The organism is Dokdonella sp. (assembly GCF_051958935.1).
Taxonomy (GTDB): domain Bacteria; phylum Pseudomonadota; class Gammaproteobacteria; order Xanthomonadales; family Rhodanobacteraceae; genus Dokdonella_A.
The window spans coordinates 1-12376 of the sequence record NZ_JBQCFP010000008.1 but is presented as its reverse complement, the minus strand read 5'-3'; the positions used below and the strand labels follow the sequence as shown (position 1 = coordinate 12376).

The 12376-nt window shown below is 69.0% G+C and carries 13 protein-coding genes and 1 pseudogene; 9 read left to right on the top strand and 5 right to left on the bottom strand.

The genetic code is table 11. The annotated features are described in order from the left end of the window. On the bottom strand, window positions 1-342 hold a 342-nt coding region (locus ACTHK2_RS00775; protein WP_440243701.1), incomplete at its 3' end, for a hypothetical protein. Window positions 343-539: 197 nt separating this feature from the next. Here ACTHK2_RS00775 and ACTHK2_RS00770 point away from each other — a divergent pair. The 3 genes from ACTHK2_RS00770 to ACTHK2_RS00760 all read left to right on the top strand — a co-directional run bounded on the left by ACTHK2_RS00770 (window position 540) and on the right by ACTHK2_RS00760 (window position 5087). Beyond that, on the top strand, window positions 540-2321 hold the full coding sequence (locus ACTHK2_RS00770) for a SpoIID/LytB domain-containing protein (protein WP_440243699.1): 1782 nt from the start codon (window positions 540-542) through the stop codon (window positions 2319-2321). A 130-nt stretch (window positions 2322-2451) separates the two neighbouring features. After that, window positions 2452-3954, top strand: coding sequence for a S10 family peptidase (locus ACTHK2_RS00765; protein ID WP_440243697.1), 1503 nt, complete (start codon window positions 2452-2454; stop codon window positions 3952-3954). 425 nt (window positions 3955-4379) lie between these two features. Further along, window positions 4380-5087 carry a nucleotide-binding protein gene (locus ACTHK2_RS00760; RefSeq protein ID WP_440243695.1) on the top strand — a complete coding sequence of 236 codons (708 nt, stop codon included), beginning with the start codon at window positions 4380-4382 and terminating at the stop codon, window positions 5085-5087. A 52-nt stretch (window positions 5088-5139) separates the two neighbouring features. On the opposite strand, the gene ACTHK2_RS00755 is transcribed toward ACTHK2_RS00760, so the two are convergent. After that, entirely contained in the window at window positions 5140-5355 is a 216-nt protein-coding gene (locus tag ACTHK2_RS00755) for a hypothetical protein (protein WP_440243693.1), read from the bottom strand. 153 nt (window positions 5356-5508) lie between these two features. On the opposite strand from ACTHK2_RS00755, the gene ACTHK2_RS00750 reads away from it, so the two are divergent. The 3 genes from ACTHK2_RS00750 to ACTHK2_RS00740 all read left to right on the top strand — a co-directional run bounded on the left by ACTHK2_RS00750 (window position 5509) and on the right by ACTHK2_RS00740 (window position 7501). Further along, window positions 5509-5844, top strand: coding sequence for a BON domain-containing protein (locus ACTHK2_RS00750; protein WP_440243691.1), 336 nt, complete (start codon window positions 5509-5511; stop codon window positions 5842-5844). Then, on the top strand, window positions 5841-5993 hold the full coding sequence (locus ACTHK2_RS00745) for a hypothetical protein (RefSeq protein ID WP_440243689.1): 153 nt from the start codon (window positions 5841-5843) through the stop codon (window positions 5991-5993). The genes ACTHK2_RS00750 and ACTHK2_RS00745 overlap by 4 nt, the downstream gene beginning before the upstream one ends. Before the next feature lie 167 nt (window positions 5994-6160). Further along, complete coding sequence (locus ACTHK2_RS00740) at window positions 6161-7501, top strand: PQQ-dependent sugar dehydrogenase (protein ID WP_440243687.1); 1341 nt, start codon at window positions 6161-6163, stop codon at window positions 7499-7501. 94 nt (window positions 7502-7595) lie between these two features. Here ACTHK2_RS00740 and ACTHK2_RS00735 read toward each other — a convergent pair whose 3' ends face one another. Next, a complete protein-coding gene (locus ACTHK2_RS00735) occupies window positions 7596-8633 on the bottom strand; it encodes a type IV pilus twitching motility protein PilT (RefSeq protein WP_440243685.1) in 1038 nt (345 codons plus the stop codon). A 91-nt stretch (window positions 8634-8724) separates the two neighbouring features. On the opposite strand from ACTHK2_RS00735, the gene ACTHK2_RS00730 reads away from it, so the two are divergent. The 3 genes from ACTHK2_RS00730 to ACTHK2_RS00720 all read left to right on the top strand — a co-directional run bounded on the left by ACTHK2_RS00730 (window position 8725) and on the right by ACTHK2_RS00720 (window position 10966). Then, window positions 8725-9414, top strand: a complete 690-nt coding sequence (locus tag ACTHK2_RS00730) for a YggS family pyridoxal phosphate-dependent enzyme (protein WP_440243703.1) — start codon at window positions 8725-8727, stop codon at window positions 9412-9414. An 80-nt stretch (window positions 9415-9494) separates the two neighbouring features. Beyond that, window positions 9495-10337, top strand: coding sequence for a pyrroline-5-carboxylate reductase (gene proC, locus ACTHK2_RS00725; protein WP_440243683.1), 843 nt, complete (start codon window positions 9495-9497; stop codon window positions 10335-10337). A gap of 47 nt (window positions 10338-10384) precedes the next feature. After that, a complete protein-coding gene (locus ACTHK2_RS00720; RefSeq protein WP_440243681.1) occupies window positions 10385-10966 on the top strand; it encodes a YggT family protein in 582 nt (193 codons plus the stop codon). Between the two features lie 151 nt (window positions 10967-11117). Here the strand turns inward: ACTHK2_RS00720 and ACTHK2_RS00715 are convergent, their stop codons facing one another. Both ACTHK2_RS00715 and ACTHK2_RS00710 read right to left on the bottom strand, forming a co-directional pair. Beyond that, window positions 11118-11951: a cobalamin-binding protein gene (locus tag ACTHK2_RS00715; RefSeq protein WP_440243679.1), complete on the bottom strand. Its 834-nt coding sequence runs from the start codon at window positions 11949-11951 to the stop codon at window positions 11118-11120. A gap of 191 nt (window positions 11952-12142) precedes the next feature. Further along, window positions 12143-12376: pseudogene (locus tag ACTHK2_RS00710) on the bottom strand (hypothetical protein); the annotation flags it as partial.

Here is a 12376-nt window from a genome sequence, read left to right as displayed (position 1 = left end):
GTTCGGATACGGATCGGCCGACGTGTCGAAGAACACGATGCGCGTGTTGTTCTCCTTGAGGCGCAACGTGTCGAATCCGAACGTTTCGTTGTCGACGCAATCGAAACCGACGCACTGCGAACCCTGCACGATGAGGTCGTCGGGGATCACCTGGTCGCTCGGCTGTGGCGACGTGCCCGCATCGCTGCGCGCGGCCTGCGGCGTCGGCGCCGCCTGCACCAGCGCGGCCGCCTGCTGCGGTTGGCTCCCCGCAGGGCGCCCGTCGGTGGTATCGGCGGCGATGGCGAGCGTGGAAACGAACGCGCTTGCGGCAAGCGCGGCGATGGAAAGTGTGCGGTGCATGGCGACCCCCTGTGGTCCGTTGGATGCGCGCGACGCCTCAGGCGGCGATGCGGACTGGCGCCGCCATCCTAGCGGATGTGACCGCCGTCACGAAGTCGTGGCCGTCGCGCGAAAGGCGTACACGCCGCGTATCCAGGCAGGATTGAAGGCGGCTGCGCGATGCGGCTGAATGACGAGATCCCGGGGAGGAGCGACCGATGCGTTCGATTCGATGGCAGGTGGCCTGGCTTGCGCTCGCGATCGCAACGCCCGCAGGCGCGTTCGAACTCACCGTGCGCGACGCCCTGACGGGCGCCCCGCTGCAGGCACGTGTCGAGTCCGACGGCGCGAGCTACTTCGCCGACGGACGCGCGCGCGCCTACGCGATCGCCCTGCCCGCGCGCGTTCGCGTCGAAGCGGATGCGCATCACGCAGTCGATGTCACGCTCGTCGACGACGGCATGCCGACGACGATCCTGCTCGACCCGCTGGAAGAACCATCGGCCTACGCGCGCCTCGCGCAACGCGCCCTGGCGGCGCCACGGGCGCGATGGCTGCAGGGTTACGCCCGCGATGGGCTTGATGGCCGCGCAATCGTGGGCGCGCGCATCGAAGCCGAGGGGCATCGCGCGACGAGCGATGCGAGCGGCTACTTCGAGCTCGAACTCGATCCGCTCGACACCGAGGACGTGATGACCGGGCGCACGACGGTGCACGCCCACGCCGACGGCTATGCGGATCTCGAGCGCGACGGCATTGCGCGCATCGCCGGCGTGCAACGCCTGCTGCTCGCGTTCGGGGGCGATGCGCCCGCTCGCGGCGTCGTCGAACTCGGCGCGCGCGATCGCGTGGACGGCAGCGTCGGTGCAGTCGACGAGGCGGCCGCGCCGATCGAACGCGCCTCCGTCCCGCCCGTCGACGCCGCACTCGCCCCCTCACTCGTGCCACCGGCGACGATCCGTGTCGGCTACGCCGATGCGGCCTGCACGCAGTCGTGCTGCACGGGCGCCTGCACGCACAGCTGCGTGCTGCCGCTCGAGACCTACGTCCGACGCGGGCTCGACAGCGAGTGGATCGCGAGCTGGAACACGCAGAGCCTGCGCGCGGGCAGCGTCGCCTATCGCAGCTACGGCGCCTGGCGTGTCGCGCATCCGATCAACGCGAACTTCGACATCTGCTCGAGCGCGTGCTGCCAGGTCAATGACGCGGGCACCGCGGCGAGCACAGACGCGGCGATCGCGCGCACGCCGGGCATCCTGCTCACGCGCAACGGCAACGAAGCCGCGTCGGCCGAGTATTCGGCCGAGAACAACAGCTGGGACGATCCCGCCGACGGACTGTCGTGCAGCAACAACGACCTCTCCTGCGGCAACGGTTTCGCGGGTACCCCCGCCAGCGGCTGGCCCTGCCTCGCCGACGCGGTCGGCGCCGGCCACGGTTGCTTCGGCCACGGCCGCGGCATGTCGCAGTGGGGCACGCAGCGCTGGGCAGTCGATGCGAGCGCACGCCGGTGGCCGTGGATCGTCGATCACTACTACAACGACAACGCCAATGCGAACGGTGCCGGCACGGGCCAGCGCACCGCGGTCATGACATCGCCGCTGTCGCTTTCCGCGGTGACGGCCGTGCCCTCGACGACGGCGGCGGGAGCGACCGTGCAGCTGTCGGCCGCCGCGCACAACGCGGCGGGCGCGGCGCATGGCCACCTGCTGATCGGCGCGAGCCTGCATCGCAGCGGCGCCGGTTACATCGACGACCCGGCGGGCGACGTGCCGTCGAGCCTGCCCACGGGTGATACGACCGTCGCGCGCGCGTTCCACATTCCCGCCGCGACGCCGTCGGGTGTCTACGCTGTACTGCTGTCGCTCTATCTCGACGTCGTCGAGAATGGCGCGATCGGCCCCGGTGACCTGCCGCTCGCCCTCGTTACGGCGACCGCGGCGATCACGATCGGCGGCACCGACCGCATCTTCGCCGACGGTTTCGAGGCGTCGCCGTAGCGGTCGGCGGAGGGTCCGCCGCGCCGCCGTGCACGGCGGGTCGGGCCGGCACGACTTCCGGCACATCGCGGCGCGTGACCTTCGGCCTACGCTGGTGGTTTGCGGTCGGTCCGATCCGCCGGGGACATCCATGAAGAAGCCATCGCTGGCCACGCTGTTCACTGCCTGCCTGCTGTTCGCGAGCCCCCTCGCGCTCGCCGCCGACGACGGCGGCAAGGACGCAAGGAAGGAAGCCAAAGGCGACGAGTACGCCACGTTGCCCGCGTTCCCGGCCGATCGCACGGTGCGCCAGCAGACGACGATCGATGGCCGCTCGCTCGCCTACGATGCGACCGTCGGCTCGCTGCCCGTGCTCGACGAGAAGGGCAAGACGATCGCCGAAGTCATGTTTGTCGCCTATACCGTGCCGGGCAAGGATCGGCCGGTCACGTTCGCACTCAACGGTGGCCCGGGCGCCTCGTCGGTCTACCTCAACCTCGGCGCACTCGGCCCCAAGCGCGTGCAGTTCGGTGCGGAAGGCAACAGCCCGTCCGACCCCGCGACGCCGCACGACAATGCAGGCAGCTGGCTCGACTTCACCGATCTCGTCTTCATCGATCCGGTCGGCACCGGCTTCAGCCGCGCGCGCGTGTCCGAGGACGAGGCGAAGAAGAAGTTCTACTCGACCGGGCCGGACATCGAGTACCTCTCGCGCATCATCTACGACTGGCTGGTCAAGAACGATCGCCTGATGTCGCGCAAGTACCTCGTCGGTGAAAGCTACGGCGGCTTCCGCGGCCCGCGCATCACGCACTTCCTGCAGACGCGGCTCGGCGTCGCGATGAACGGCCTCGTGCTCGTGTCGCCCTATCTCGATCCGAGCGCGGACGACAACGGCGACTTGTCGCCGCTGCCCTGGATGCTCACCCTGCCGAGCATCGCCGCGGCCAACCTCGAGCGGCATGGCAGGCTCACCGACCAGGCGATGGCCGACGTCGTCGCCTACACGCGCGGCGACTACGTGACCGACCTGCTCAAGGGTCGCAGCGACCCGCAGGCGGTCGAGCGCATCGTAAAACGCGTGACGGAACTCTCGGGCCTCGATGCGGGCTTCGTGCGCCGCTCCGGCGGCCGCCTCGAGACGCAGGCGTTCCTGCGCGAGGTGTTCCGCGACGAGGGCAAGCTCGGCAGCCGCTACGACTCCAACGTGACCGCCTGGGATCCGTTCCCGTTCGCGCCCGCGCAGCGCACCAACGATCCCATCCTCGACGGCATCATCGCGCCGACCACGACCGCGATGGTCGACTTCATCACCCACACGGTCGGCTGGAAGTACAACGGCCGCTACAACGCGCTGAGCTATGAAGTGAACCGCGCGTGGGAGCGCGGCGAGGAGATGGACAAGGGCTCGGTGCAGCAGCTGCGCCAGTCGGTCGCGATCGATTCGAAGCTGCAGGTGCTCATCGCGCACGGCTGGGCCGACCTGTCCTGCCCGTTCATGGCGTCCGTGCTCATCGTCGACCAGATGCCGGTGATGGGCGACCCGGCGCGCGTGCGCGTCGCCGAGTATCCGGGCGGCCACATGTTCTACAGCCGCGGCGACAGTCAGGCGTCGCTGCGCCGCGATGTCATGAAGCTCTACGCCGCGCACTGAGCGCGGCGCGTCGGCGGCGCGCGCCGGTTCGACGGGCGCCGTGGAACGCCCTCGACTGTCCCCACCGGCTCCACATCGAGACTGTCAGGTTCGACGCGGCGGCGGGCGCACGCGCGCGAAGCGACGCGCACGTCGGCGCGATGCATGCCCGTCCGACCCGGGGCAACGCGTTACGTTGTAACGCGTACGGCCGCTCCTGCGGTGGTTGCGGGCAGCCAGCCACCCCTCCGCGTGTCATGACCGTGCCCGTCCAACGACCTGACGCGGCCCTGACGTACGCGGGGGGGGTGTCCGGACGGCAAGGCGTCCAAACGGCCGATTTGCGAATGAAATCCGCGTGATCCGCGATGAATTTCGCGAATTACACGCATATCATGCGCTAGGTTGTCGACAACCGGGCATTCTGCCCGGGCGGGGAAGGGGCCATGTTTCGCATCCTGATCGCCAACAGCAAGGGCGGCTGTGGCAAGACCACGCTGACCACGAGCCTGGCCGGCTGCTATGCACGCAGCGGCAAGCGCACCACGCTGGTGGACTGCGATCCGCAGGGCTCTTCGCTCGCCTGGTGCGGCCTGCGCGCGGCGCACCTGCCACCGATCCATGCGCTCGCAAGCAATGACCCGACCTACGGCCTCAGCGCGGGCTGGCTGCTGCGCATCCCCGCGACGACCGAAGTGTTGTTGATCGACACGCCGGCAGGGCTGCGCGCGCACGAGTTCGAGCGCTTCGCGCGTCACGCCGACGTCGTGCTCGTGCCGGTCGTCCCGTCGCCGATCGATCTGCGCGCGACGCTCGCGTTCCTCGATCTCGTGCGCAAGCTCGCCGACGTGCGCAGTGGTCGCCTGCGCGTGGCGCTGATCGCCAACCGCCTGCGCGAGCGCACGAACTCCGCGCGACAGCTCGACGCGACACTGGATCGCCTGACCCAGGCGGCGATGATCCGCGTGCGCGACTCGCAAACCTACGTCGGCCTCTCCGAAACGGGCCTCAGCGTATTCGACGACAACGGGAGCCAGGCGCGATCGCATCGCGACGACTGGGCCCCGCTGCTGCAGTGGCTCGAGCGACGCGCCGGCGACCTGCAGCCACGCGGCAACGTGACGCCACTGCCGACGCGCACGCTCGTCAGCTGAGCGCGCGCCCGCGCACGAGCGCGCCGTGACACGGCGCGCAAGCCGTAGGCGATTATTTGCGCAACGCGCCGGCGGCCAGCAGGCCGATGCCGACGACGACGCCGAGGCCGCCGAGCCATTGCGGCACCGATTTCTCCTCCTTCACCGAAGCGGACAGCTCGCCGATCTTCACGACCTCCTTGTCGTGCGTGAAGTCGAGCTTGCCGGTGAACGCGGCCGCGCCGAGCGCGACGAGGATGATGCCCGCGAGAATGAATCCGATGCGCATGGAAAACCCCTGAGTGTGAACGTGCACCTGGCGGCACGCGGGCAGTTCACACGCCGTTGCTTAACGCGATGCTGAAGCGCATTCCAGCGCGTTCAGGTTCCGTGCGCAGCGTCCCGCCTAGCTTGGCGCCGCGACATTTCACCGGAGGATTCCATGAAGAACCGCATTGCCGTTTCCGCCTTCGCCGCCCTCGCCTGCGCGTGCGGCGCCGCATTCGCTCCCGTGTTCGCAACGAATGCGCACGCCGAGGATGCATCGATGAATTCGGACCAGCCGATCACCGACACCTGGATCACCACCAAGGTGAAGGCGGAACTGGCGACCACGGACGGTGTGAAGAGCACCGAGATCTCGGTGAAGACGGTCGACGGCAAGGTCATCCTAATCGGCGTGCTGCCGACTCAGGCCGCCGTCGACAAGGCGGTCGCGACGGCGCGCCAGGTCAAGGGCGTCAAGGCGATCGACGACTCCGGGCTCAAGGTGAAGTGAGCCTCGAACTCAAACCCGTCCGGGCGGGCGGTACCCTCCCGCCCGCCGCCCCAAGGAGGTATCGCATGTTCAAGTACGTGATTGCATGGCTGCTCGGGGTTCCCGCAGGCCTGCTCCTGCTGATCTACGTGTTCACGCACCTGTTCTGAGGTTCGGTCCTTCAGCGTCCGGGAGCCGATGCCAGGACGGCGACGCACGACACGCGCAAGCAGGACGCTTCGCACGCACGCATATGCCACAGGGAGACCGCGCGCGCTGCTTGGCGCGCGGCGTCTTGCGTTGTACGTTCGACGCATGCCTCGCGAGGATCGCTGCCATGCCCGCACGCACCGTCATTGCCGTCGTCGCCCTCATCGCTGCAAATCCCGCCATTGCGGCCGACACGCCCTCCGTGCGCGAAGGTACGGCCGCCTACGGCAGCTGGCGCGACGATGCACCCGGCGCGCGCCGACGTCTGCGCGCAAACGATCTGCCCGACGTCGCTGCACAGCAGGCGACCGTCGGCGCGAGCCCATCGCAACGCGCCAAGCGCGGCGATCGCGTGCCGAGCGTACCCGCCGGTTTCGCGGTCGAGCTCGTCGCCGAAGGCCTCGACGAACCGCGCACGCTGCGCGTCGCGCCGAACGGCGACGTGTTCCTCGCCGAAACCGGCGGCGGGCGCGTGCTCGTGTACCGACCGGGCGCGGACGGCAAACTGCCGGCGCAGCCGGCCGTGTTCGCGAAGGACCTGCGCGAAGTCTACGGAATCGCATTCTTTCCGCCCGGCCCCGACCCGACGGCGGTCTACGTGTCGCAGCCCGATCGCGTGCTGCGCTTCGCCTACCGGAATGGCGACACGGTCGCGAGCGCGGCGCCGAGCATCGTCGTCAAGGACATTCCCGGCGGCGGCCACTCGACGCGCGACCTCGCGGCGCCCGACGCGAAGCGCCTCCTCGTCGCCGTCGGCTCCGCGTCCAACGTCGCGAAAGGCATGCCGAGGCGCAGTACCGAAGACATCGCCGCGTTCGAGCGCACGCGCCTGCGGGGTGCCGCCTGGGGCGACGAGGACCGGCGCGCCGCGGTATGGACGATCGCCCCCGACGGCAGCGATGCGCGCCTGTACGCGACCGGCTTGCGCAACTGCGCCGGCATGGCGGTGCAGCCGGCGACGAAAGCAGCCTGGTGCGTCGTCAACGAACGCGACGGCCTCGGCAACGACCTGCCGTTCGAGTACGCCACGCGCGTGCGCGCCGGGGGCTTCTACGGCTGGCCGTGGTACTACATCGGCGCCCACGCCGATCCGCGCTGGCCTGGCGAACGCGCCGACCTGAAAGACGAAGTGATCGTGCCGGATGTCCTGATCCAGGCGCATTCCGCACCGCTCGGCATCGCATTCTACGAGGGCCCGATGTTCCCCGCCGACTACCGCGGTGACGCGTTCGTGACCTTGCGCGGCTCATGGAACCGCGTGCCGCGCACCGGCTACAAGGTCGTGCGCCTGCGTTTCGCCAACGGCGCGCCGACCGGCGAATACGTCGACTTCATGACCGGCTTCGTCGTCGACGACATGCACGCATGGGGACGCCCGACCGGCGTCGCGGTCGCGCGCGACGGATCGCTGCTCGTGTCGGAAGACCAGGGCGGCACGCTCTGGCGCGTCACGGCCACTCGCAACTAGGCAGGCCACGTCGTTGCCCGACGGCCGCGCTGCGCGGGCGAAAGAAAAAGGCGGCTCACGGCCGCCTTCCTCGACTCCCGCGCAGGCGGCACGACTACTTGAAGATCTCCTTGTACTTCGCGTAACCGATCGCCTGCTGGCGCGTGACGATGCCGCGCTTGACCAGGTCCTGCAGGCATTGGTCGAGCGTCTGCATGCCGTGCTGGCTGCCGGTCTGGATCGCCGAATACATCTGCGCGACCTTGTCCTCGCGGATGAGATTGCGGATCGCCGGGATGCCGACCATGATTTCGTGCGCGGCGATGCGGCCGCCTCCCACCTTCTTGAGCAGGCTCTGCGAGATCACCGCGCGCAGCGATTCGGACAGCATCGAGCGCACCATCGGCTTTTCGCCGGCGGGGAATACGTCGATGACGCGGTCGATCGTCTTGGCGGCCGAACTCGTGTGCAGGGTCGCGAACACGAGATGGCCGGTTTCCGCCGCGGTCAGCGCGAGGCGGATGGTCTCCAGGTCGCGCAACTCGCCGACGAGGATGTAGTCGGGATCTTCGCGCAGGGCCGAGCGCAGCGCCTCGTTGAAGCCGTGCGTGTCGCGGTGCACTTCGCGCTGGTTGATGAGGCACTTCTGCGAGGTGTGAACGAACTCGATCGGGTCTTCGACCGAGAGGATGTGCGCGTACTCGTTCTTGTTGACGTGGTCGACCATCGCCGCGAGCGTGGTCGACTTGCCCGAACCGGTAGGCCCCGTCACGAGGATCAGGCCCTGCGGTTGCGAAATGAGTTCCTTGAAGATGCGCGGGCAGCCGAGGTCCTCGAGCGTGAGCACCTCGGACGGAATCGTACGGAACACCGCGCCGGCGCCGCGATTCTGGTTGAACGCATTGACGCGGAACCGCGCCAGGCTCGGGATCTCGAACGAGAAGTCGACCTCGAGGAATTCCTCGTAGTCGCGTCGCTGCTTGTCCGACATGATGTCGTAGATCAGCGAGTGGATCTGCTTGTGCTCGAGCGCCGGGATGTTGATGCGGCGCACGTCGCCATCGACGCGGATCATCGGCGGCAGGCCGGCCGAGAGATGGAGGTCGGAGGCCTTGTTCTTGACCGAAAACGCCAGCAGCTCGGCAATATCCATCGCGTGTCCCCTGAAACGGCAGTCGGCGCCTCCCGGGCGCCCGGTTGCGGCAGTATAGCCAGATGAAAACCAGACCGTGCGCGACCTTGCGATGAATTTCTGCGAAACCGCCTATGCTTCCGTGATCGCCCGCATTGACGCAGCGCGACAAGCGGCCGCAGCCGCCACGGCCGCGCTCGTCGCGGTGTCCAAGACCCAACCCGCCGCCGCGGTGCGCGCGCTCGCCGCCTGCGGCCAGCGCGCATTCGGTGAGAACTACGTGCAGGAGGCGATCGCCAAGCAGGCCGAGCTCGCCGACCTGCCGCTGGAATGGCATCTGATCGGACCGCTCCAATCGAACAAGTGCCGTGAGGCGGCGCAGCACTTCGACTGGCTGCAGAGCCTGGATCGCGCCATGCTCGTCGCGCCGCTTGCGCGCCACCGACCGCCGGCGCGGGCGCCGTTGAACGTGCTCGTGCAAGTCAACATCGATGACGAAGCGAGCAAGTCCGGCTGCGCGCCCGGCGACGTCGCCGCGCTCGCCGCCGCGGTCGCGGCCGAGCCGCGCCTGCGCCTGCGCGGCCTCATGGCGATTCCGGCGCCGGCGCCCGACCCCGACCAGCGCCGTGCCGCATTCCGACGCATGCGTGCCCTGTTCGATTCGCTGCGCGCCGAGCATGCGGGTGTCGATACGCTGTCGATGGGGATGAGCGACGACCTCGAACTCGCGATCGCCGAAGGTGCGACGATGGTGCGTGTCGGCACCGCGCTGTTCGGCCCGCGCGACCGCGACCCCGGCTGACCCGACAGCGCCGGCTGGCGGCGATCGGCGATCCTCTTGCTATGCTGAAGCACGCAGAACACGAAGCGAATATCCGAACGATGCCCTCACCTGCCGATTCCCGACCTCCCGCCCGTATCGCCTTCATCGGCGGCGGCAACATGGCGCGCAGCCTGATCGGTGCGCTCGTGCGCGACGGCGTGCCGGCCGCCGCGATCGCGGTCGCCGAGCCGAACGTCGAACTGCGCAGCGCGCTCGCGCGCGACTTCGGCGTCGCCGTGCACGACCATGCATGCGCCGCCACCGAAGGTGCCGACGCGCTCGTGCTCGCGGTGAAGCCGCAGGTGCTCAAGGATGTCTGCGCCGAGATCGCGGCGACGGTCGCCGCGGCCCGTCCGCTGGTGATCTCGATCGCCGCCGGCATCCGCATCGACCAGCTCGCCGCCTGGCTCGGCGCGGGCGTGCCGATCGTGCGTTCGATGCCGAACACGCCTGCGCTGATCGGCGCCGGCGCGACCGGCATGATCGCCAACGACGATGCGAGCGCAGGGCAGCGCGCGCAGGCGCAGGCGATCCTCGGCGCCGCCGGCACGACCGTCTGGATCGATCGCGAAGAGCTCATGGACACCGTCACCGCGCTGTCGGGCTCGGGGCCGGCCTATTTTTTCCTGCTGGTGGAGGCGCTCGAGGACGCCGCAGTCGCGCAAGGCCTGCCGCGTGCGACCGCGCGCACGCTCGCGTCGCAGACCTGCTTCGGCGCAGGCCGCATGCTGGTCGAGGACGGTGAACCGCCGACCGTGCTGCGCGAGCGCGTGACCTCGCCCGGTGGCACCACCGCGGCCGCACTCGAGGCGTTCGCGAACGGCAACCTGCGTGCGCTCGTCGCCACCGCCATCGCGGCCGCGACGACACGCGGCAAGGACCTCTCGGAGCGATACTCGTGATCGACCGCCGCACCGCCCTGCAGCGCGCCGCACCTTAGGACGCACCCATGGGTTACCTCGCCAACGCCGGCCAGATCCTCGTCAACTTCGTCTTCGTGACGCTCGTCGCGCTTGCCGTGTTCCGCGTGCTGCTGCAGCTCGTGCGCGCGAACTTCTACAACCCGGTGTGCCAGGCGCTCTACAAGCTCACCAACCCCGTGCTCATGCCGCTGCATCGGTTCATCCCGAACTGGCGCAACTTCGACGTCGCCGCGACGCTGGTCGCGTGGCTGCTGAGCGCGCTCAAGCTCGTGCTGCTCTACGCGATGTACGGCCAGAGCCTCGCTCTCGCCGGCCTCGCCGTGATGGCGCTCGCCGATCTCGTCGAGCTCGTGCTCGTGCTCCTCATCGGCCTCGTCTTCGTGCGTGCGTTGATGAGTTTCGTCAGCGTCGAACGCGCGAACCCCGTGGTACCGCTGCTGTTCCAGCTGACCGAGCCACTGCTGCGCCCGATCCGCCGGCTCATCCCCACGCCGGGCGGCTTCGACTTTTCACCCGCGCTGGCGATCCTCGCGATCATGCTCGTGCTCGCCCTGCTCGTCGCCCCGCTCGTCGACCTCGGCCAGCGCCTTGCGCAGAGCGCGCTGTAGCGCCGAAACGAAGGGCCAAATGCAGAGCAGCGCGCAACAAGGGAGCATCCGATCCAACCGGATGGACCGGTTCCTGGTCTCCGCGTGCTCCGTGCTCGACCATGCTCCATTCTTCTCTCTGCCTTGCCTTCGTTTCCTTCGTTCCAGGCTTTCAGCTTCGCCTTTCCGAACGCCTGGAGGTTCCATGATCGTTCGACCAGCGCGCGATGACGGTGTGCAGCGCGGTGATGCCGTCCAACAGGGCGGCGGGACCGGGTTGCAGGATGATCGGCGACTTGATTTCGTGCAGTTCGCCGTCGCGCACGGCGGGTATCGCGGCCCAGCCGGGGCGCGCGGCGACGCGGTCGGGGCGGAATTTCTTGCCGCACCAGGAACCGAAGATGATGTCGGGGGCCGCGCGCACGACTTCGGCGGGATCGGCGAGGATGCGGTCACGCGCGAGCGGCATCCCCGCGTGCTCGGGGAACACGTCGTCGCCGCCGGCAGTGCGAACGAGCTCGGCGACCCAGCGGATGCCGGTGATCATCGGCTCGTCCCATTCCTCGAAATAGACGAGTGGGCGCTTGGGCAGGGCGCCCGCTGCGCGTTCGATCGACTCGAGATGGGCCATGATCTTGCGCACGTACGCGGCGGCGCGATCGGACGCGCCGACCAGCGCACCGAGCCGGCAGACGTAGTCGAGGATGCCGGCGACGCTGCGATGGTTGCTGATCCACACTTCCACGCCGGCGGCGATGAGCTCACGCGCGATGTCGGCCTGGATGTCGGAGAAGCCGATGACGAAGTCGGGCTCGAGCGCGAGGATCTGGTCGATCTTCGCGCTCGTGAAAGCGGACACCTTCGGCTTTTCCTTGCGTGCCCGCGGCGGCCGCACCGTGAAGCCCGAGATGCCGACGATGCGATCCTGCTCGCCGAGCGCGTACAGCACCTCGGTCGGTTCCTCGGTGAGGCAGACGATGCGTTGGGGCCCGGTGGGATACCGCATGCAGCGATTGTCGCACGCCGCGCCGCGCGCGGCGTGCGAGCTGCCCGACCGCGCGTGTCCTGGGTTGTGCGTATCCCGCGCGCAGAAGCGCGGCGCTGCCCTCCCCCCGCGAAAGCGGGAATCCACTGTGCTTTTGCACCGCACGACAGCGAAAATGGATTCCCGCTTTCGCGGGAATGACGGCACATCCTTCAGGCTCGCCGATCGCGGGGCGACGGTTCTACGCGCACGTCAGGCGCCCACTCTTCAGGCCCGTCGATCGCCCGCACGCGCCTGCACGCGTCGAGCACGAGGCGAATGTCGGCGCGCGCCGGCAGCGTGCGCAGCGCGTGCCGGCTCACGCGTTCGTAGTGCATGAGGACGCGCCGCAGCGCAGCGCGGCCGAGGGCGCGCGGCGCGCCACGCGCACGCAATGCGCGCTCCTG